This is a genomic window from Streptomyces sp. NPDC053541 (assembly GCF_044544705.1).
Lineage (GTDB): Bacteria > Actinomycetota > Actinomycetes > Streptomycetales > Streptomycetaceae > Streptomyces.
Map to the genome: position 1 here is coordinate 324006 of NZ_JBITXM010000007.1, position 21862 is coordinate 345867.

Here is a 21862-nt window from a genome sequence, read left to right on the forward strand (position 1 = left end):
GACGTGTGTGCGAGTGCCCCCCGGGGTTATCGTCTTTTCGTTCGCATCGGGGTGAAGTCCCGGCATCGGCCGGGCGGCCACCCGGGAAACCGGCCGGGGATTCCGCAGGGGGAGGGGAGCGCATGGCGCGCGCGAGCGGTCGTCGGACCGGAGGAGCGGCCACCGTGCCCGGGACCCCCGAACCGTACGCGGACGCGTACCGGACCGCCGGCCCGGGCCCCTTCGGCGCGCCCGGCCTCGTCGCCGTCGTCGTGGCCACCCCCGCCGACGCCCTCCCGCTGCTGTACGCCCTGCCGGGCGGCACCCCGGTCGCCGTGGTCAGTCTGTGGCCCGGCGGGGCCGGTGAACTCGACGACCTGGCCCGGCGCCTGGACCGGGCCGCCGACGCCGGGCTCGCCCCGGTCGGCCCGCCCCGCGTCCTCGGCCTGCCGGAGGCGGCAGCGGACGCCGACGCGGAGGACCCGCGGGCCCTCGCACGCGCCGAGTCCGCCGTGCTCGACGCGCTGACCGCCCTCGCCCCGCTGCGGATCGCCACCCTGGACCCCGACCCGGCGAGCGTCCCCGTCCCCGGCGGTGAGCGGAAGTACGCCGTGGTCGAGCCGCCCGGACGGGCCGTCGCCGCGCTCGCCGCGCTGCGCGCGGCCCGGTGCCTCCAGGAGGCCGCCGGCGCCCCGGTCTTCGTGGACTGCCGCCGCGCGGCCGTCGACCCGCGCGCCCCGCTCGACCTCGCCGCCCGCTATCCACGCCCGGTGCGCTGGCTGACCGCCGGCACCGACGGGCGGCTCTCGCTGCACCTGCTCTCCGCCGGCGGGGTGCTGCGCTGGACGGAGCGAACCCCGGGAGGGCCCGGCTGGATTGGCCCCGAGCCGCTGGACACCCCGGAACTGATGCCGGGTCTGTCCGTCGTCCAAGGTCCCGACGGCTATGTCCGGCTGCTCGGGCTGCGCCGCTCCGAGGGGAGGCGGGGCCCCGCCCTCGACGTCGTCACCGCCGTTCAGTACCAGAGCGGCCGGGCGCTCGGCCCCTGGACCGAGGTCGGCAACCCCAACGCCCGCGAGTGGCACAAGGCCCGCCGTGTCGGCTTCCCCGCCGGTGCCTTCGACGCCTCCGGCACCTTCCACGTCTTCGTCCGCAACGTCGGAGCGAGCATCAGCACCCGACGCCAGGACCCGGACGGCCGCTGGTCGCCCTGGGAGCACCTGCGCGGCCGGAAGGTCGCCGACGAGCTCGTCGCCTTCCCCTCCTGGGACGGCGGGGTGGACCTCGTCGCCCGGGTACGGGACGGCGTCGCCGCCGTGCACTGGCACCGCGACCCGGCCACCGGTACCTGGACGGAGGACCGCGCGGTGCCGGTCAGCGCGGTGCCGGGCAGCCTGTCCGCCGCGCCGGAGGCCGGCGCGCTGCGCTTCCGCCACGCGGAGACCAACGAGGTCTGCGTGTGGCAGCCCGGCACGCCGGCCCCCGTCGGCCTCGGCGGCGGCGACGGCACCGGACCGGTGACCGGGCTCGCGGGCGCCGGGATCCAGGGCTGGGGCTGCACCGTGCTGGTGCGCACCGGGCATGACGGGCTGCCCTCGGTCGGCGCGCACCCCGACGGTCGGCCCGACCTCGGCGTCTGGTGGGCGCCGCACGCCGCGGCCGCCGCGGCGCCGCCGGCGGTCGCCCTGGACGGCCGGGGCCGCGTGGTGATCGCCACAATCGGGTCGGACGGTGGCCCCCTGATCGCCCGGCAGCGACCTGACGTGCAAGGACTCGAGTTCTCCGGCTGGCAATCGGTTCACCAAGAAATTTGAAAATCGAGCATTTTTGCTAAGATCCAGCGCACGTCCAAAGTGAATGACAGGTGAAGAGTTTCTGTTCGCCTTGTGTGCACGGCCCAGGGGCAGGGGCGAGCGGGGACACGGCGCTCCACTCGGCGGGACGTTTCGTCGCCAGAACACGAGGGGGCCATGCACAAGCTGTCACTGCGCGCTGTCCAGAAGCTGACCTGCAAGAAGCGGGACGCCTGGTGGACCGTGCTCCTGGTCGACCCCGTCGCCACCCGGCTCGTGTGCCTGCTCGCCCGCTTCGACTGGGTCACCCCCAACCGGGTCACCTGGGGCGCCCTCTTCGTCGGCCTCGGCTCCGCCTACTTCTTCCTGGAAGGCGACCCGACGTCGCTCGCCATCGGCGCCGGCCTCTACCACATCAGCTTCATCCTCGACTGCATCGACGGAAAGCTCGCCCGGCTCAAGGGCAACGGCTCCGTCTTCGGCGGCTGGCTCGACTACGTCTTCGACCGCATCCGCGTGCTCTTCTGCGCCCTCGCCCTGATGGGCGGCCAGTACCTGCGCACCGAGAAGCCGGTCTTCCTGCTCGCCGCCCTCGTCGTCGTCTTCCTCGACATGCTGCGCTACGTCGACGCCCTGCAGATCTACAAGATGCGCATGTCCATGCGCAACAAGATCGAAGCCGTGACCCTCGCCCGCCGCGCCGCCGACGGCGCGGAGGCCGAGGAGCGGAAGGTCGTCTTCATGGAGGACCTGCTCCGCGAGCAGCCGCACCTGGAACCGGAGCAGCACCGCGCCGCCGCCGAGGCCGCCGGCGCGCCCCCGGTCGTCGACCTGCACCAGGGCTTCCGCAAGAGCTTCCCGTGGTACGCCCGCTTCCGGCACATGCTGCTGCGCAGCCGCATCCGGCCGCACCTCATCAGCGGCATCGAGTTCCAGATGTTCATCTTCATCGTGGGACCGCTCCTCGGGCACGTGCTGCTCACCACCGCCGTCTCCGCCGTGCTCCTCGGCCTCTTCGAGCTCGTCATCATGTTCAAGTTCTGGCTCTCCACCCGGGACTTCACCCGCACCATGGAGCAGATCGACCCGGACAGCGTGCCCACCCGCGCCGGCTCCATCTCGCCCCGGATGCAGGCCGGCCGGCACCGCCGCCGCGGCCAGGACCCGGTCGCCGACGCCGCCGAGGACCGCGCCGTGCACGCCGTGCTGACCGACGAGCGGTTCGCCGCGCCCGAGCCGTACGAGGACCCCGGCTTCCAGCCGTACCCCCACCCCTACGACGAGTCGGCGCACCAGCCCGCCCACGAGGGGCACCAGCGCCACGGCGACACCGTGCAGCTCCAGCAGATCCCGGCCCAGGCGCTGCGCGGCGAGGCCCGGTGGACGGAGTACCAGGGCCGATGAACACCCCGTACGAAACCGAGCCGTACCGCGTCAGCGTCGTCGTCCCCGCCTACAACGCGAGCGCGACCCTCGGCCGCGCCCTGCAGTCCGCGCTCGCCCAGACGCACCGCGAGGTCGAGGTGATCGTCGTCGACGACGCCTCCGCCGACGGCACCCTGCTGGTCGCCCACGAGTTCGCCCGGCAGGACGCCCGTGTCCGGGTGCTGGAACGCCCCGCCAACAGCGGCGGCTGCGGCGCCCCGCGCAACAACGGCGTCGACGCCGCCACCGGCCAGTACGTCATGTTCCTCGACGCCGACGACGAACTGCCGCTCAAGGCCGTCGAGGAACTCCTCGGCAGCGCCGTCGCCACCGGTGCCGACGTCACCGCGGGACGGGTGCTGCGCATCAATCCTGCCAAGGACGAGATCACCGTCTGGCAGCAGCAGTTGTACACCACCGACCGGACCGCCGCCGGACTCGGCGAGCTCCCGGAACTCCTCGACGACCCGATCGCCGCCGGCAAGCTCTACCGCCGCGACTTCCTCGACGGCTTCGGCATCCGCTTCCCCGAAGGCGTCTTCTTCGAGGACACGTACTTCTCCACCGTCGCCAACTTCCACGCGCGCGTGCTCACCCTCCTCCCCACCCCCGTATACCGGTGGATGTGGGAGCGCGAGACCGACCAGCCCTCCATCACCAACCGCCGCCACGAGCTGCGCAGCATCACCGACCGGGTCAAGGTCCACCGCGCCACCGACCGCTTCCTCGCCGGAGTGGGCCGCCCCGACCTGATCGCCCGCAAGGCCGCCAAGTTCCTCGGCCACGACCTGCGCCTCTACACCCCCGAACTGCGCACGGGCGACGAGGGCTACCGCGAGGGCTTCGTCCGCGCCGTCGCCCCGTACCTGCGCACCTTCGACCGGCACGCCTACGAGCTGTGCGGCCCCATGGAACGCGTCCGCGCCTTCGGGCTCATGCACGGCCGGGTCGACATCGCGCTCTCCGCGGCCGGCTTCCTCGCCCGCCGCAGCGTCATCAGCTCCGACCTCGTCGAACGCGACGGCCGGGTCTACTGGTCCGGCTCCCTCCTCGGCTTCCCCGGCGCCGCGGACTTCCTCGACGTCACCGACCTGGAACTCACGGGCACCAGCCTCGCCGACGCCCGCCTCTCCAACGAGGCCACCCGCGTCGAGATCGCCGGCGACCGGCTCCACATCACCGGCGCCATCCGCAACCAGCTCGGCCGGGTCAAGCCCGAGGACAAGGTCGAACTCATCGCCGTGCTGCGCCGCCGCAGCACCAAGACCGACCACCGCTTCCCGGTCTCCGGTATCGAGATCGACGAGCAGTGGATCCGCTACCACGCCGACCTCGACCTCGCCGCCACCCTCGGCGCCGCCGAACGCACCGGCCACTGGAACTTCTTCGTCCAGCTCCGCCACGCCGGCGAGCGGGCCTCCACGGCCCTCAACATCGACTCGGTCGACGTCTCCGAGCTGCGCCACACCGGTCCGGCCGGCACCTACGAGTTCTACCGCACGGTCAGCGGCAACCTCGGCGTGCGCCCGGAGACCGGGGCCGTCCAGGGCCGCGTCAACCCCCGCGGCACCCCCTGGCTGTGGTGGCAGGGTGCCGAGGCCGCGGCGCCGGCCGCCCGGCCCGATCGCCCCTCCGCCGCCGTCGTCGTGCACTGCCACAACGACGAGTACAACCTGCCCGACTTCCTGTCCTCGCTGGCCGCCCAGCGCGGCTTCGGCAGCACCCAGGTCGTCCTCGTCGACGACGGCTCCACCGACAGCACCGCCCGGCAGCTCGCCGCCTTCGCCGCGTACTACCCGAACGCCCAGGTCGTCAGCCAGGCCGCGCTCGGCCTGCGCTCCTCCTACGACCACGGCCTGCGGCACGTCCGCGCCCCCTACGTGCTCTTCACCCGCGCCCGCGACCTCCTCGGCGAGGCCGTACTCGCCCGGCTGCTCGACGCCGCCCGCACCGCCGACACCGGCTACGACGTGGTCGTCGGCGAGGCCGACAACTTCCCCGGCCCGCGCCGTGCCACCGACGAGCCCTGGATGCGCTACTTCACCGAGGACGCCACCGTCCGGCACCTCCACGACGCTCCGTACCTGGTGTTCTCCACCGCCCTCACCGGCAAGCTCTTCAAGACCTCCTACATCCGCGACCGCGCCTTCCGCTGCGGCCCCGGGCCCGGCTTCGAGGACGACTGGTTCGCCGTCCCCGCCCTGCTGCGCTCCCGCCGCATCACGCTCGCCAAGGGCGCCCGCTGCTACGCCCGCGACGAGCGCGAACAGGACTCGCTCTTCGACCGACCGTGGAACGACCCCGTCAAGACCCAGGAACTGGTCCGCCTCGCCGACCACGTTCTCAAGGCCGTCGTCGGCGAACCCGAGCGCACCGTCCGGCTCGCCCAGCGCTTCGTCGTCCGCTCCCTCCAGCCGTACGTGCGCAACATGCACCGCATCATGAGCCGGCCCGAACTCGCCGCCGTCTTCCCCGTGCTGCACCGCGTCTACGCCGGCATCCCCGACGACCTGATCCTGCAGTACGCCGTCCAGCAGCAGTCCAGGATCCAGCACCACGCCGTCGTCACCGGCAACTTCGAGCTCTTCGCGGACCCGCTGCACACCCCTGCCTACCTGCCCACCCTCCACCTCGACGACCAGGGCGTCTACCGCCGGCTCGCCGAGGACACCGTGGACACCGCCCTGCTCAGGATCGAGCGCACCGGCGCCGTCCTGGAGACCCTGCGGTGGACCGACCGGGGCGGCGTCGAGTTCGAGGGGCTCCTCGTCTTCTCCGGCACCGACATCGACACCCTCTTCACCAATCCGCTGGAGCTGGTCCTCGGCGACGGACGCCGCGAGGCCGCCGTACCGCTCGAACAGGTCTACCGGCGTGACCGCTGGCGCACCCGCAAGGACCAGGACTGGTTCTCCGGCTGGCGCGCCGCCGTCCCCGAGGACGTCCTCGACGGCCTCGCCGGCACCGACCTCAGCCTCGCCCTGCGCATCCACCACGGCGAGCGGCGGCACGACGTGCCGCTCGCCACCCGGCAGATGCTGCACCGCTTCAAGGGCGTCCACACCGCCCGGCGCCGCCGCCTCGTCCTCACCATCGACGAGGACGAGCGCGCCACCGTCCGCTGGGTGCGCGGGGCGCTCGCCCGCCGCACCGAGCAGCTGCGCCGCCTCCGCTCGGAGCTGCGCCGTTCGCTGCCCGGCAGCCCCGGCTGGCGCACCCGCCTGCTCTACTGGCTCACCCGCCCGGTCCTCGGCCGGCGCGGCATCTGGATCATCGGCGAGCGCGAGGACACCGCTCAGGACAACAGCTACCACCTCTTCAAGTGGATCCGGGAGAACCACCCCAAGCGGAAGATCTACTACTCGATCAACCGCGGCTCCGCCGACTGGGACAAGGTCGCCCGCCACGGCCAGGTCATCGACCGCCTGTCCTGGCGCCACCGCGCCTACCTGCTGCACGCGGAACGCCTGATCAACGCCTACGACCTGGAGGCCTACCTCGGCTTCCCGGGTCTCAACAAGCGCTCCTTCCTGCGCGGCTACGGCGACCTGCTCCGCTACAAGCGCGTCTTCCTCCAGCACGGTGTCGTCTACAACGACGTCGTCGCCTCCATCCACGCCCAGGTCACCAACGTCGACCTGGTGCTCACCACCGGCCGCAGCGAACGCGCCTACTACGCCGAGCACTGCGGCTACGGCTACGAACGGGTCGCCGCCACCGGACTGCCCCGCTTCGACGCCCTCACCCCGGTGCCCGGCAAGCGCCGGATCCTCGTCATGCCCACCTGGCGCCGGGAGATCGTCGCCCCCTCCTACAACAGGGCGGCCAAGCCGGAGGTCCCCTTCGCGGCCTCCGCCTACTACCGCTTCTTCTCCGCGCTGCTGCGCGACGAGCGGCTGCTCGACGCCCTCCAGCGGTACGGCGTCGAGCTGGAGTTCATGCCGCACTACGAGATCCGGCCCTATCTGAAGCACTTCACGATCGACCACCCGTCGATCACGGTCTCCACCACCGGCCGCGACGTGCAGCTCGCCATGCGCGAGTGCTCGATGCTGGTCACCGACTACTCCTCGGTGTTCTTCGACGTCGCCTACATGGGCAAGCCGATCGTCTACACCAACTTCGACGACGAGCAGTTCTACAGCAAGCACTACAAGCGCGGTTACTTCGACCTCGCGCGCGACGGCTTCGGCCCCGCCTGCGGCACCGTCCAGCACGCCGTCGACGAGATCGTCGCCTCCATCGAGCGCGACTTCCGCGTCGAGCCCGAGTACCAGCGCCGGGCGGAGGAGTTCTTCGTGCTGCGCGACACCTCGAACTGCGAACGCGCCTACACCGTGATCGAGTCGCTGGACCCGGCGGACGTCGCGGATCCCGCGTTCGACGAACGGCACCGCGGGGGTGCCGACCTCATGAACGGTCAGGTCAGGCAGATATGAAGGAACCGATGAGACGCATCTTCATCGCGGGCGGGTCCGGTGCCTGCACGCGTCAGACCAGCATGGCCCCGATGGCCGGCTGGGGGCAGGCCCTCCACCTCTTCACCCAGGGTGCCGAGGTCGTCAACGCCGCCCGCGCGGGCGCCAGTTCGCGCAGCTTCTACGAGCGCGGCCGACTGGCCTGGATCCTGGAGCACATCGCCCCCGGCGACCTGCTGCTCATCTCCTTCGGCCACAACGACATGCGCGCCGAGGACGGGCGCTTCACCGCGCCCTTCTCCGACTTCCAGTTCTACCTGCGCAAGTACACCGACGGCGCCCGCGCCCGCGGCGCCCACCCCGTGCTCGTGCCCGGCGTCGAGCGCCGCGTCTTCGACGCCTTCGGCAACATGAAGCGCAGCCTCGGCGTCTACCCGCAGGCCGTCCGCGAGCTCTCCCGGGCCATCTCCGTCCCGCTCATCGACCTGCACGAGTTCACCAGCACCTGGTGGGAGCGGATCGGCGCGGAGGAGAGCAAGAAGATCTTCCTCTACCTCGGACCCGGCGAACACCCCAACTACCCCGACGGCGTCGAGGACAACAGCCACCTGCGCCCGCAGGGCGCCCTGGAGTGCGCCCGCTACGTCGCCCGCGAGCTGTTCGCCCAGGGCATCCTGCCGCCCGAGCTGTTCCGCAACCTGGACGCACACGTCCCGGAGCAGGAGGTCACCTGGCTGCCCGACGACCTCTTCGAGCAGCTCACCAAGTCCCGCGTGAGCGAGGTAGTGCGATGAACGACTGGTACCCGCTCGCCCGCGCCTGGGTGTCCCACCCCGAGGACCCGCGCCACGGCGGCCACCTGGAGCTCTTCTCCGACGCCGACCCGGCCCTGCCGCTGACCCCCGGTCAGCGCTTCCAGCTCACCCTCTCCATCACCCCGCAGGACGCCCCCTACCGGGTCTACGGCTATCTGCTCGGCGACATCTTCGAGGACGGCGTCCTCGAGGTCGCCCGCCACAAGGGCCTCGGCCGGCTCGCCAACGGCCGCTACGCCACATACAGCTCGGGCGCCGAACCGCGCAGCGCCACGATGACCGTCAAGGTCTCCGCGAACGCCGCCGAGGGCGCGTACTTCCTGCCCCGGATCGTGGTCGGCGTCAAGCGCGCCGAGGACGAGCGCCTCGTGCCCTCCATGGCCGTCTCCCGCACCGGCTTCCGGATCCGCCGCCACTGGCTCCCCGGCCGCTCCATGGTCCTCGCCCCCGGCGGCGGCTTCCTCATCCCGGCCGGTTACGTACCCGCCGAGGGCCTGCGCCTCACCGGCACGACCTTCCCGGCCCGCGGCACCGTCCACACCTCCCAGGACGGCCTGTCCTACACGGCGGAGCCCGGCCACCTCGGCTACGACTCCTTCTCGCTGTGCTTCGAGGACGAGCTCGGCCACCGCGTCTGGCAGGAGATCACCGTCCACCTCGGCGACCTCTCCCGCACGCCGGGGGCCCTCCTCCCGGATGCGTAGCCGCCGCGCTCCGCACAGCGGTCGGCTGCCCGCCGTCGTGCTCGCGCTCGCGGTGCTCGGTGGGGCCGCCGGGTGCTCCGAAGGGGCGCCGCGTCCGGCGCCCCTGAAGACCGCGCCGCTGCCGGCGGGGGAGCGCCTCGCGCCCGGGGTGGTGTACCAGGAGTTCACCGCGCGGGGACCGGCCGGGCCGGTGCGCGCGCACCTGGTGCGGATCGCGCCGGACGCCCGGGCCCGACTGGCCACGGCCCACGGACGGACGCTCGCAGCGGCGGGCACCGTACGGGACGCCGCCCGCCGCGCGGGCGCGCTGGCCGCCGTCAACGCCTCGTACTTCGACATCCGCGGCGGCAAGGGCTTCGCCGGCTACCCCGGCGACCCGACCGGCCTCTACGTCGAGCGCGGCACCGTCCTCAGCGAGTCCCGCAACGACGCCGCCGCCCTGCTCCTCGGCACCGAGGACGGCCGGCCCACCGCCCGGATCGCTCGCGTCGCCACCGCCGGGCGGCTGACCGCCGACGACGGGGCGAGCCGCGAGCTCGACGGAGTCGACCGGGTCGCCGGCCGGCTGCGGCCCTGCGGCGGCCCGGACGCCGAACGGCGCGTCGCGGCCGGCCGCCCGCTGACCCGTGACGCCCGCAGCGGGCTGTGCGAGGACCCGGACGAGATCGTCGAGTTCACCCCCGAGTGGGGCACCGGCCTGCCGGACGGAGCGGACGGCTCCGTCGCGACCGTGCTCGCCGCCGACGGCACGGTGCGCGGACTGCGGGAACCGGCCACCGGCTCCATGCCGCGCGGCTCCCGGGTGCTGTACGGCATCGGGGCGGGCGCCGACTGGCTGCGCGCCCACGCCCGCCCGGGCTCCCGCGTCACCGCGTCGACCACCCTGCGGGACCTCGACGGCGCCCCCGTGCCCGGCCGGGTCGAATCAGCGGTGGGCGGTGGCGCCCGCCTGCTGAAGGGCGGCGAACTCGCCCTGGGGGAGCGGGACCTCGGCCGCCCGGACCGCCCGGCCAGGACCGTCGTCGGGATCACCGGAGACGGCTCGGTGCTGCTGCTCGTCCTGGACGGGCGCGACCCCGGCGTCAGCGCCGGCGCGACCCTGGCGGAGGCCGCCGAGCTGCTGCGCTCGCTCGGCGCCGTCGACGGGCTCAACCTGGACGGCGGCGGCTCCTCGACGATGGTCGTCGGAGGTGCCCTGCGCAACCGCCCCCGCGAGTCGAAGGGCGACCCGGTGAGCGAGCGCGAGGTGGCGACGGTGCTCGCGGTCGTACCGGAGCCGTAGCCGCGCCGGCGGCCCACCCGGTCCGACGGACCGGGGAGGAGCGAACGGAGAAGGCCGGCGGACCCGCCCCCCGAGGGGAGCGGCCACCGGCCTTCGCCGTTCTTCCGCGTGCTTCGCTTACGCCGGGACGCTCGCCACGCCCTGCGCCAGGAACCGCTTGCCGTTGACGCGCTCCGAGACGCCCTCGCGGTCCAGGTACGGCGTGATGCCGCCCAGGTGGAAGGGCCAGCCCGCACCGGTGATGAGGCAGAGGTCGATGTCCTGCGCCTCGGCGACGACACCCTCCTCCAGCATCAGGCCGATCTCCTGGGCCACCGCGTCCAGGACGCGGTCACGGGCCTGCTCCTCGGTCAGGACGACGTCGCCCTGCTTCAGGAGCGCGGCGACCTCGGGGTCGAGCTCCGGCTTGAAGCCGTTCTCCGCGTTGTAGACGTAGAAGCCGCGCTTGCCGGCCTCGACGACGGCCTTCAGGTTGGGGGAGACCTTGAAGCGCTCCGGGAAGGCGCGGTTCAGGGTCTCGGAGACGTGCAGGCCGATGGCCGGGCCCACGAGCTCCAGGAGCACCAGCGGTGACATCGGCAGGCCGAGCGGCTCGACCGCCTTCTCCGCCGTCTCGACGGGGGTGCCCTCGTCGATGATGTTCTGGATCTCGCCCATGAAGCGGGTGAGGATGCGGTTCACGACGAACGCCGGGGCGTCCTTCGTCAGGACCGCGGTCTTCTTCAGCTTCTTGGCCACGCCGAAGGCGGTGGCCAGCGAGGCGTCGTCGGTCTTCTCGCCGCGCACGATCTCCAGGAGCGGGAGGATCGCGACCGGGTTGAAGAAGTGGAAGCCGACCACGCGCTCGGGGTGCTTCAGCTTCGAGGCCATCTCGCTGACGGACAGCGAGGAGGTGTTGGTGGCGAGGATCGCGTGCGCCGGGGCGACCGCCTCCACCTCCGCGAACACCTGCTGCTTGACGCCCATCTCCTCGAACACGGCCTCGATGATGAAGTCCGCGTCCGCGAAGCCGGCGGCCTTGTCCAGGACACCGGAGACCAGGCCCTTGAGGCGGTTGGCCTTGTCCTGGTTGATCCGGCCCTTGCCGAGCAGCTTGTCGATCTCGCCGTGGACGTAGCCCACGCCCTTGTCGACGCGCTCCTGGTCGATGTCGGTCAGCACGACCGGCACCTCCAGGCGGCGCAGGAACAGCAGGGCCAGCTGGGAGGCCATCAGACCGGCGCCGACGACGCCGACCTTGGTGACCGGGCGGGCCAGGTTCTTGTCCGGGGCACCGGCCGGGCGCTTGCCGCGCTTCTGCACCAGGTTGAAGGCGTAGATGCCGGAGCGCAGCTCGCCGCCCATGATCAGGTCCGCGAGGGCCCGGTCCTCGGCGTCGAAGCCCTTCTGCAGGTCGCCGTCCTTGGCGGCCTCGATGATGTCGAGGGCGCGGTAAGCGGCCGGGGCGGCGCCGTGCACCTTGGAGTCGGCGACGGCACGGCCCTTGGCGACGGCCTGGTCCCAGGCCTCGCCGCGGTCCACCTCGGGACGCTCGACGGTGACGTCGCCCTTGAGCACGCCGGCCGTCCAGAGCAGCGACTGCTCCAGGAAGTCCGCGCCCTCGAAGATCGCGTCGGCGATGCCGAGCTCGAAGACCTGCTTGCCCTTGAGCTGGCGGTTCTGGTTGAGGCTGTTCTCGATGATGACCGAGACGGCCTTCTCGGCGCCGATCAGGTTCGGCAGGATCGCGCAGCCGCCCCAGCCGGGGACGAGACCGAGGAAGACCTCGGGCAGCGAGAAGGCCGGCAGGGCCTTGGAGACGGTGCGGTAGCTGCAGTGCAGACCGACCTCGACGCCGCCGCCCATGGCCGCGCCGTTGTAGTACGCGAAGGTCGGCACGGCGAGCGCGGACAGACGCTTGAAGACGTCGTGGCCGCCCTTGCCGATGGCCAGGGCCTCCTCGTGCTTCTTCAGCAGCTCGACGCCCTTGAGGTCGGCGCCCACGGCGAAGATGAACGGCTTGCCGGTGATGCCGACGCCGACGATCTCACCGTTCGCGGCCTCCGCCTCGACCTGGTCGATCGCCGTGTTCAGGTTGGCGAGCGAGGCCGGACCGAAGGTGGTCGGCTTGGTGTGGTCGAAGCCGTTGTCCAGCGTGATCAGCGCGAACCGGCCCGCACCCAGCGGCAGTTCGAAGTGGCGTACGTGGGCCGCGGTGACGACCTCGTCCGGGAAGAGCTCGGCGGCGCCCTTCAGAAGCTCTGCGGTGGTGCTCACTTGCTGCCTCCGGCGTCCTTGTGGTTCGGGTTCTCCCAGATGACCGTGGCGCCCATGCCGAAGCCGACGCACATGGTGGTGAGGCCGTAGCGGACCTCCGGCTGCTCCTCGAACTGGCGGGCCAGCTGCGTCATCAGACGGACGCCGGAGGAGGCGAGCGGGTGGCCGTACGCGATGGCGCCGCCGTACTGGTTGACGCGGGCGTCGTCGTCGGCGATGCCGTAGTGCTCCAGGAAGGCGAGGACCTGGACGGCGAAGGCCTCGTTGATCTCGAACAGCTGGATGTCGTCGATCGTCAGACCGGCCTTGGCCAGGGCCTTCTCGGTGGCCGGGATCGGGCCGTAGCCCATGACCTCCGGCTCCACGCCGGCGAAGGCGTAGGAGACCAGGCGCATCTTCACCGGGAGGTTGTTCTCGCGGGCGAAGTCCTCGGAGGCGATGATCGAGGCGGTGGCGCCGTCGTTGAGGCCGGCCGCGTTGCCCGCGGTGACGTTGCCGTGGACGCGGAACGGCGTCTTCAGGTTCGCCAGCGACTCCAGCGTGGTGCCCGGACGCATCGGCTCGTCGGCGGTGACCAGGCCCCAGCCCGTCTCGCCGCCCTCGGGCGAGGTGCGGCGCACCGAGATCGGCACCAGGTCCTGCTGGATCTTGCCGTCGGCGTACGCCTTGGCGGCTTTCTCCTGCGAGCGCACGGCGTACTCGTCGGCGCGCTGCTTGGTGATGGTCGGGTAGCGGTCGTGCAGGTTCTCGGCGGTCATGCCCATGAAGAGGGCGGACTCGTCGACCAGCTTCTCGCTGACGAACCGCGGGTTCGGGTCGACGCCCTCGCCCATGGGATGACGGCCCATGTGCTCGACACCACCGGCGATGACGGCGTCGTACGCGCCGAACGCGATCGAACCGGCCACGCTGGTGACGGCGGTCATGGCACCGGCGCACATGCGGTCGATGGAGTAGCCGGGCACGGACTGCGGCAGACCGGCCAGGATGCCCGCGGTACGGCCGAGGGTCAGGCCCTGGTCACCGATCTGCGTGGTCGCGGCGATGGCGACCTCGTCGATCTTCTTCGGGTCGAGGCCGGGGTTGCGGCGCAGCAGCTCCCGGATGGCCTTCACGACGAGGTCGTCGGCGCGGGTCTCGTGGTAGATGCCCTTCGGGCCCGCCTTGCCGAACGGGGTACGGACGCCGTCGACGAAGACGACGTCCCTGACGGTACGAGGCACGATGGCTCTCCTCCAGGGTGCGGGATGGCACTGCTGCTGCGCGGGCACACGGCCCGACACGCACCTAAGCGCGCGCTTGCTCCCCCCATGCTACTTGCGGGTAACCAAGCTGCCCAGTCCCCCCGCCCCAAGCGGCGAAGGTCACACCGCCGGAGCCGCCGGGACGGGGACACCCGGGCGCGGAAACGGGGGAGCCCCCGCCGAAGCGGGGGCTCCCCCGTGAACGCGGCCTCGCGGGCCACGGGGTCGCGGGCCTTCAGGCCTTCAGGGTCTCGGACCCTCAGGCCTTCGCCGCCAGGGCCGTCACCAGCAGCGGGGCCACCAGGCGGATCTGCCAGGCGCGCGCGCCGTGGCCGGCGAGGGCGGCCTCCACCGCCTCCAGGGTCGCCGGGGCCGGCGGCTCCCAGCAGACCCGGCGGACGGTGTCCGGGGTGATCAGGTTCTCCTGCGGCAGGTTCAGCTCCTCCGCCAGGGCCGACACCGCGGTACGGGCCGCGGCCAGGCGCGCCGCGGCCGCCGGGTCCTTGTCCGCCCAGGCGCGCGGCGGCGGCGGGCCCGCCACCGGCTGGCCCGGCTGCGGCAGCTCGGACTCCGGCAGCGCCTTCGCCCGGTCCACGGCCGCCTGCCACTGCTCCAGCTGGCGCCGGCCCATCCGCTGCCCGAAGCCGGGCAGCGCGGACAGCGCGCCCGCGTTCGGCGGCAGCGCGAGGGCCGCCTCGACGATCGCCGCGTCGCTCAGCACCTTGCCGGGGGAGACGTCACGCCGCTGGGCGATCCGGTCCCGGGCCGTCCACAGCTCCCGTACCACCGCCATCTGACGGCGCCGTCGCACCTTGTGCATGCCCGAGGTGCGGCGCCACGGGTCCTTGCGCGGCGGGGCGGGCGGGGCCGCCGCGATCGCGGCGAACTCCTCCAGGGCCCACTCCAGCTTGCCCTGCCGGTCGAGCTCCTTCTCCAGCTCGTCGCGCAGGTCCACGAGCAGCTCCACGTCGAGCGCGGCATAGCGCAGCCAGGGCTCGGGCAGCGGCCGGGTGGACCAGTCGACCGCGGAGTGGCCCTTCTCCAGGGCGTAACCGAGCACCGACTCGACCATCGCGCCGAGCCCCACCCGCGGGAAGCCCGCGAGCCGCCCGGCCAGCTCGGTGTCGAAGAGCCGGCTCGGCACCATGCCTATGTCCCGCAGGCACGGCAGGTCCTGCGTCGCGGCGTGCAGGATCCACTCGGTCCCGGCCAGCGCCTCGCCGAGCCCGGACAGATCGGGACACCCCACCGGATCGATCAGCGCGGTCCCCGCGCCCTCCCGGCGCAGCTGGACCAGATAGGCACGCTGCCCGTAGCGGTACCCGGAGGCCCGCTCGGCGTCCACGGCGACGGGCCCGCGCCCGGCGGCGAAGGCGGCGACCACCTCGGCCAGCGCCTCCTCGGTCGCCACCACGGGCGGAATCCCCTCACGGGGTTCGAGCAGCGGGATCGGCAGCCCACGCGGAAGGACGTCGTCGTCCGAGGGGGCGCCCCCGGTGGTTCGCAGTGCGGTGTCGCTCGCGGTCTCTTGGGCGTCGGTCACCTGTCAAGGGTATCTGTGAATGGCAAGCGCCCAGCGACGGAACGGTCCGGGCCTTCGATCCGGAGTCGGACCGGAGGCCCGGACCAGAGGGAACGTTCCGTCGGTGGGCGCCCACCGTCGTTCGCGCCCGGCCTGGGGCCGGGCCCGGGCTCAGTGAATGATCCCCGTGCGCAGTGCCACCGCCACCATGCCGGCGCGGTCGCCCGTGCCGAGCTTGCGGGCGATGCGGGCGAGGTGGCTCTTCACCGTGAGGGCCGAGAGGCCCATCGAGACGCCGATCGCCTTGTTCGACTGGCCCTCGGCGACGAGGCGGAGGACCTCGACCTCGCGGCCGGAGAGCTCGCGGTAGCCGCCCGGGTGGCTCGGGGCACCCGGGGGGCGGCGGTGGCCGAGGCGGGCGGCGGCGGAGCCGATGGGGGCGGCTCCGGGGCGGGTGGGGTGGCTGATGTTGGTGCGGGTGCCGGTGACGACGTATCCCTTGACGCCGCCGGCGAGGGCGTTGCGCACGGCGCCGATGTCGTCGGCGGCGGAGAGGGCGAGGCCGTTGGGCCAGCCCGCCGCGCGGGTCTCGGACAGCAGCGTCAGACCGCTGCCGTCGGGCAGGTGGACGTCGGCCACGCAGATGTCGCGCGGGTTGCCGACGCGGGGACGGGCCTCCGCGATGGACGACGCCTCGATGACGTCGCGCACCCCGAGCGCCCACAGGTGGCGGGTGACGGTGGAGCGGACGCGCGGGTCGGCCACGACGACCATGGCCGTCGGCTTGTTCGGGCGGTAGGCGACCAGGCTTGCGGGCTGCTCGAGGAGAACGGACACCAGGCCTCCTGGGGAAGGTGCGGGACGGAGCCGGCTCGGGGAAGAAGCCGGGGGCGAACCCGTGCTGTGAAGGGGTCACTGACTCCTTCGGCAGCTGGGCCGCCCGCCTTTAGGGAAAGATCACGATTTGGTGAGTAACAATTGGGGCAATTCGGACGCGTGATCGATCATCGTACGAGCCTCACGCCTCCATGAGCCTCACGGGGGACGCCCGGCGGACCCTTTCGAATCCGTTCGGGTCCTTTCTCGCCACATCCCGGCCATCCGGGGCGCCGGAACCGCCCCCGACCCGCCCGAATCTGTCCGAAAAGCACCCCTCCAAGCCCCCTGGGCGCCCCGAGTCGCCCGAACCCCCGGAGCCCCAGCCGCTACATCGGCTGCGGCCCCCGCCGCTGCGGCAGCGACACCACGCCCGCTCCCGAGGTCGTTCCCGCCCCCGGCCCCGTCCCCGGGTCCACCGGCGCCGGCGGCAGCCCCGCGACCTGGCACAGCAGGTCGCACCAGGCCGCCAGGTGCGCCCCCGTGTCCGGCACCCCCGCCCGGCCCTCGCGCGGCGACCACGAGGCCCGGATCTCGATCTGCGTCGCCGGCCGGCGCTCCGCGAGCCCCCCGAAGTAGTGGGAGCCCGCCATCGTCACCGTCCCGCTCGCCTCCCCGTACGCGAGGCCGCGCGCGTCCAGCGCCCCGGTCAGCCAGGACCAGCACACCTCCGGCAGCAGCGGGTCCGCCGCCATCTCCGGCTCCAGCTCCGCCCGTACCAGCGTCACCAGCCGGAAGGTGCCCTTCCAGGCATCGTGCCCCGCCGGGTCGTGCAGCAGCACGAGCCGCCCGTCCGCCAGGTCCTCCTCGCCCGCCACGACCGCCGCCTCCAGGGCGTACGCGTACGGGGCGAGCCGCTGCGGCGGGCGGGTCGGGTCGACCTCGATCTCCGGCCGCAGCCGGGCCGCGCGCAGCGCCTCGACCGCCCGCCGGAACGCCACCGGCACCGGGTTCGCCTCCGTGGGATCCATGGGATCCGTGGCATCCGTGGGATTCACCCTGTCGCCCGCCGTCTTCCTCGTCCCTGTGATGCCGCTCGTCCCCGCGGTGCCGTTCCCCGCGGTGCCGTTCCCTGTGGTGCCGTCGGTCCCTCTCATGCCGTCGGAATGATCGGAAAAATGTCCCTGAGCCGCAGCCATGCGGGGAAGAGTAGGCGGAACGGGGCCCGCGTGCGGGGAGGGACACCCGGGCCGGGCGAGCGGCTTCTCGCCACATGCGAAGATTCTGGTCGTGAGCGCCAACCACGGCCCCGAGGGGCAGCAGACGAAGCACCAGCCGCAGACGTACGACTCCGCCTTCCTCAAGGCGTGCCGGCGGGAGGCCGTGCCGCACACCCCGGTGTGGTTCATGCGGCAGGCCGGCCGGTCCCTGCCCGAGTACCTCAAGGTCCGCGAGGGCATCCCCATGCTCGAGTCCTGCATGCGGCCCGAGCTGGTCACCGAGATCACGCTGCAGCCGGTGCGCCGGCACAAGGTCGACGCGGCGATCTACTTCAGCGACATCGTCGTCCCCCTCAAGGCCACCGGCGTCGACCTCGACATCAAGCCCGGCGTCGGCCCGGTCGTCGCCGAGCCCATCCGCACCCGCGCGGACCTGGACCGGCTGCGCGACCTCACCCCGGAGGACGTGCACTACGTCACCGAGGCCATCGGCATGCTCACCGCCGAGCTCGGCGCCACCCCGCTGATCGGCTTCGCCGGCGCCCCCTTCACCCTCGCGAGCTACCTCGTCGAGGGCGGCCCGTCGCGCAACCACGAGCACACCAAGGCGCTCATGTACGGCGACCCGCAGCTGTGGGCCGATCTGCTCGACCGTCTCGCCGGGATCACCTCGGCCTTCCTCAAGGTGCAGATCGAGGCCGGCGCCTCGGCCGTCCAGCTCTTCGACTCCTGGGTCGGCGCCCTCGCCCCCGCCGACTACCGCCGCTCGGTCATGCCGGCCTCGGCGAAGGTCTTCGACGCGGTCGCCGGCTACGGCGTCCCGCGCATCCACTTCGGTGTCGGTACGGGCGAGCTGCTCGGCCTCATGGGCGAGGCGGGCGCCGACGTGGTGGGCGTCGACTGGCGGGTCCCGCTGGACGAGGCCGCCCGCCGGGTCGGACCGGGCAAGGCGCTCCAGGGCAACCTCGACCCGGCCGTGCTGTTCTCGACCCGGGAGGCGGTGGAGGCCAAGACGGACGAGGTCCTGGCCGCCGCGCGGGGACTGGAGGGGCACGTCTTCAACCTCGGTCACGGGGTGCTGCCGACGACCGACCCGGACGCGCTCACCCGCCTGGTCGACCACGTGCACACCCGGACGGCCCGCTGAGGGCCTTCCGGGCGCGAGCCGGGGGCGCCCCGGCCGCCGGGGCGACTCCGGCGGCCGGGGCGGTCCGGGGTATGAGCTGACGGGCGGGGCCGGGCGCGCGCGGCGCGGTGCTGTTCGTGCGAGTCATGAACCCAGTCACCCACGGTGAGACCCGGCCCGCAATCCGTCACCGCACGTGACTGCTCCGCCCGGGGCGCCCGCCGCCCGTACGGCGGCCGTCCCCGGCACCTCGCGGACGGGGCTACCCAGCCGCCCGTACCGCCGTCACCGCCTTGCGGGCCGCCACCAGGACCGGGTCCCACACCGGGGAGAACGGCGGGGCGTAGCCCAGGTCGAGGGCGGTCATCTGGTCCACCGTCATCCCGGCCGTCAGCGCCACCGCCGCGATGTCCACCCGCTTCGCCGCGCCCTCGCGGCCCACGATCTGCACGCCGAGCAGCTTGCCGGTGCGGCGCTCCGCGAGCATCTTCACCGTCATCAGGCCCGCCCCCGGGTAGTAGCCCGCGCGGCTGGTCGACTCCACCGTGACCGTGACGTAGCGCAGGCCCACCTCGCGGGCGTCCTTCTCGCGCAGCCCGGTCCGGGCGATCTCCAGGTCGCAGACCTTCGACACGGCCGTGCCCACCACGCCCGGGAAGGTCGCGTAGCCGCCGCCCACGTTCGAACCGATCACCTGGCCGTGCTTGTTGGCGTGGGTGCCGAGCGCCACGTGCCGCTCCCGGCCCGAGACCAGGTCCAGGACCTCCACGCAGTCGCCGCCCGCCCACACGTTCTCCTGGCCGCGCACCCGCATGGACAGGTCGGTGAGCAGCCCGCCGTACGCGCCGAGGGGCAGCCCCGCCGCCCGCGCGAGCGTGGTCTCCGGCACCACGCCGGTGCCGAGCACGACCACGTCCGCCGGGTACTCGCCGGAGTCCGTCGCCACCGCCCGCACCCGGCCGTCCTCGCCGGTGAGGACCTTGCGCACCGGCGACGAGCCGACGGTCGTGATGCCGAGGCCGTCCATCGCCTCGTGCACCAGGCGCCCCATGTCCGGGTCGAGGGTGGCCATCGGCTGCTCGCCGCGGTTGAGGACCGTCACCTCGAAGCCGTGGCCGAGCAGCGCCTCCGCCATCTCGACGCCGATGTACCCGGCGCCGACCACGACCGCCCGCCGGCCCTTGGCCCGGTCCAGGGACTCCAGGAGCGCCTGCCCGTCGTCCAGGGTCTGCACCCCGTGCACGCCCGGCGCGTCGATGCCCGGCAGCGGCGGGCGCAGCGGCCGCGCCCCGGTCGCGATCACCAGCTTGTCGAAGCCGGTCCACTCCTCCGTGCCCGACTCCAGGTCCCGGCTGCGCACCCGCTGTCCGGGCAGGTCGATCTCGGTCACCTCGGTCCGGACGCGCAGGTCGATGTCCCGGGCCCGGTGCTCCTCCGGGCTGCGGGCGATCAGCTTGTCCCGTACGGGGACGTCCCCGCCCACCCAGTACGGGATGCCGCACGCCGAGTACGAGGTGAAGTGCCCCCGTTCGAAGGCGACGATCTCCAGTTCCTCCGGCCCCTTGAGCCTGCGCGCCTGCGAGGCGGCCGACATGCCCGCCGCGTCGCCCCCGATGACCACCAGTCGTTCGCTCATACGAACACGCTACGGCGCAGGGCCCGTTCGGCGGGGGGCCTTCGGCCAGGGCCCGGAACCGGCCACACCGGGCGATTTGAGAGAGTGGTCCCATGAGCCCCATGAACGCGCACGCGCAGCAGGCCGCGGGCGGTCCCGAGGTCGTCGTCGTGGGCGGCGGCATCTCCGGTCTCGCCGCGGCGCACCGACTCGTCACGGCAGGCGCCCGGGTGACCCTCCTGGAGGGCGGCGACCGGCTCGGCGGGAAGCTGCGCGCCGGGGAGATCGCCGGGGCGCCGGTGGACCTCGGCGCCGAGTCGCTGCTGGCCCGCCGCCCCGAGGCCGTCGCGCTCGCCGAGCGGGTCGGCCTGGCCGACCGCGTCCAGGCCCCCGCCACCACCACCGCCTCGGTGTGGTCGCGGGGCGCGCTGGTGCCGATGCCGAAGGGGCACGTGATGGGCGTCCCGGCCGACGGGAACGCCCTCGCCGGGCTGCTGTCCGCCGCCGGGGTGGAGCGGATCGGGCGGGACGCCGCACTGCCGCCCACCGAGGTCGGCGAGGACGTCGCCATCGGCGCCTACGTGGCCGAGCGCATGGGCCACGAGGTCGTCGACCGGCTCGTCGAACCCCTCCTCGGCGGGGTGTACGCGGGCGACGCCTACCGGATCTCGATGCGGGCCGCGGTGCCCGCGCTGTTCGCCGCCGCCCGCCGGCACCCCACGCTCCACGAGGCCGTCCGCGCCGTGCAGCGGGCCGGCGCCGCGACCCCCACCGACGCGGCCGGCGCCGGCACGGGCCTGGCCGGCGGCGGCCTCGGCGGCGCCGCGTTCGCCGGCATCGAGGGCGGCGTCGGCACCCTGCCGCTCGCCGTCGCCGACGCGGTCCGCGCCGCCGGCGGCACGATCCGGACCGGCACCCCGGTCACGGAACTGCGCCGCACGGGCGGAAGCGACGGCGGCGCGAGCCACGGCGGCGCGAGCACCGGCCGCTGGCAGGTCGTGACCCCGGAGCGCACGTACACCGCCGACGCCGTCGTCCTCGCCACCCCCGCCGGGCCCGCCGCCGCGCTGCTCGCCGCCCACGCCCCGGCCGCGGCGGCCGAGCTCGGCGCCGTCGAGTACGCCTCCATGGCCCTGGTCACCCTCGCCTTCCGGCGCGCGGACGTCCAGGACGGCCCGGCCCTGCCGGGCTCCGGCTTCCTCGTGCCACCGGTCGACGGGCACACCATCAAGGCCTCCACCTTCTCCAGCCGCAAGTGGCGCTGGGTCGACGAGGCCGCCCCCGACCTCCTCGTGCTGCGCACCTCCGTCGGGCGGCACGGCGAGGAGGAGCAGGTGCACCGGGAGGACGCCGACCTCGTCGACGTCTCCCTCAAGGACCTGGCCGCCGCCACCGGCCTCGCCGCCCGGCCCGTCGCCACCACCGTGACCCGCTGGATCGGCGGCCTGCCCCAGTACCCGGTCGGCCACCTCGCGCGGGTCGAGCGGATCCGCGCGGCCGTCGCCGGCCTGCCCGGCCTCGCCCTCGCGGGCGCCGTCTACGAGGGCGTGGGCATCCCCGCCTGCGTCGCCTCCGCCGAGCGCGCGGCCGACGAGATCATCGCCACGTCGAAAACCACCGACCCTGGTGCGGGGCACTGACCGTGAC

14 protein-coding genes are annotated in these 21862 nt (G+C 73.4%); 8 read left to right on the forward strand and 6 right to left on the reverse strand.

Annotated elements, in window-relative coordinates:
- Positions 1-164 precede the first annotated feature (164 nt).
- The 6 genes from ACIGW2_RS19960 to ACIGW2_RS19985 all read left to right on the forward strand — a co-directional run bounded on the left by ACIGW2_RS19960 (position 165) and on the right by ACIGW2_RS19985 (position 10416).
- Complete coding sequence (locus ACIGW2_RS19960) at positions 165-1793, forward strand: hypothetical protein (RefSeq protein ID WP_399844753.1); 1629 nt, start codon at positions 165-167, stop codon at positions 1791-1793.
- Between the two features lie 156 nt (positions 1794-1949).
- Complete coding sequence (locus ACIGW2_RS19965) at positions 1950-3176, forward strand: CDP-alcohol phosphatidyltransferase family protein (protein ID WP_356068352.1); 1227 nt, start codon at positions 1950-1952, stop codon at positions 3174-3176.
- On the forward strand, positions 3173-7636 hold the full coding sequence (locus ACIGW2_RS19970) for a glycosyltransferase (RefSeq protein ID WP_399844755.1): 4464 nt from the start codon (positions 3173-3175) through the stop codon (positions 7634-7636). The genes ACIGW2_RS19965 and ACIGW2_RS19970 overlap by 4 nt, the downstream gene beginning before the upstream one ends.
- An 8-nt stretch (positions 7637-7644) precedes the next feature.
- Complete coding sequence (locus ACIGW2_RS19975; RefSeq protein WP_356068355.1) at positions 7645-8409, forward strand: rhamnogalacturonan acetylesterase; 765 nt, start codon at positions 7645-7647, stop codon at positions 8407-8409.
- Positions 8406-9134 (forward strand): hypothetical protein, encoded by a 729-nt coding sequence (locus ACIGW2_RS19980; protein WP_356068356.1) that lies wholly within the window; start codon positions 8406-8408, stop codon positions 9132-9134. The genes ACIGW2_RS19975 and ACIGW2_RS19980 overlap by 4 nt, the downstream gene beginning before the upstream one ends.
- Positions 9127-10416: a phosphodiester glycosidase family protein gene (locus ACIGW2_RS19985; protein ID WP_391653474.1), complete on the forward strand. Its 1290-nt coding sequence runs from the start codon at positions 9127-9129 to the stop codon at positions 10414-10416. The genes ACIGW2_RS19980 and ACIGW2_RS19985 overlap by 8 nt, the downstream gene beginning before the upstream one ends.
- 117 nt (positions 10417-10533) lie before the next feature.
- Here the strand turns inward: ACIGW2_RS19985 and ACIGW2_RS19990 are convergent, their stop codons facing one another.
- The 5 genes from ACIGW2_RS19990 to ACIGW2_RS20010 all read right to left on the reverse strand — a co-directional run bounded on the left by ACIGW2_RS19990 (position 10534) and on the right by ACIGW2_RS20010 (position 17453).
- Positions 10534-12672: a 3-hydroxyacyl-CoA dehydrogenase NAD-binding domain-containing protein gene (locus ACIGW2_RS19990; RefSeq protein WP_399844758.1), complete on the reverse strand. Its 2139-nt coding sequence runs from the start codon at positions 12670-12672 to the stop codon at positions 10534-10536.
- Complete coding sequence (locus ACIGW2_RS19995) at positions 12669-13895, reverse strand: acetyl-CoA C-acyltransferase (protein WP_356068361.1); 1227 nt, start codon at positions 13893-13895, stop codon at positions 12669-12671. The genes ACIGW2_RS19990 and ACIGW2_RS19995 overlap by 4 nt, the downstream gene beginning before the upstream one ends.
- A 280-nt stretch (positions 13896-14175) precedes the next feature.
- Positions 14176-15459 carry an HRDC domain-containing protein gene (locus tag ACIGW2_RS20000; protein ID WP_391653472.1) on the reverse strand — a complete coding sequence of 428 codons (1284 nt, stop codon included), beginning with the start codon at positions 15457-15459 and terminating at the stop codon, positions 14176-14178.
- A 150-nt stretch (positions 15460-15609) separates the two neighbouring features.
- The gene (locus tag ACIGW2_RS20005; protein WP_399844761.1) at positions 15610-16275 is read right to left on the reverse strand and encodes a LuxR C-terminal-related transcriptional regulator; all 666 of its coding nucleotides are present in this window, start codon (positions 16273-16275) and stop codon (positions 15610-15612) included.
- Positions 16276-16643: 368 nt separating this feature from the next.
- Entirely contained in the window at positions 16644-17453 is an 810-nt protein-coding gene (locus ACIGW2_RS20010; protein WP_399844763.1) for a DUF3000 domain-containing protein, read from the reverse strand.
- Positions 17454-17544: 91 nt separating this feature from the next.
- On the opposite strand from ACIGW2_RS20010, the gene hemE reads away from it, so the two are divergent.
- Positions 17545-18621, forward strand: a complete 1077-nt coding sequence (hemE, locus tag ACIGW2_RS20015; protein WP_399844765.1) for a uroporphyrinogen decarboxylase — start codon at positions 17545-17547, stop codon at positions 18619-18621.
- 241 nt (positions 18622-18862) lie between these two features.
- Here the strand turns inward: hemE and ACIGW2_RS20020 are convergent, their stop codons facing one another.
- The gene (locus tag ACIGW2_RS20020) at positions 18863-20236 is read right to left on the reverse strand and encodes an FAD-dependent oxidoreductase (RefSeq protein WP_361580909.1); all 1374 of its coding nucleotides are present in this window, start codon (positions 20234-20236) and stop codon (positions 18863-18865) included.
- A 101-nt stretch (positions 20237-20337) separates the two neighbouring features.
- Between ACIGW2_RS20020 and hemG the strand changes: the two genes are divergently transcribed.
- Positions 20338-21855, forward strand: coding sequence for a protoporphyrinogen oxidase (hemG, locus tag ACIGW2_RS20025; protein WP_399844922.1), 1518 nt, complete (start codon positions 20338-20340; stop codon positions 21853-21855).
- Positions 21856-21862: the final 7 nt, after the last annotated feature.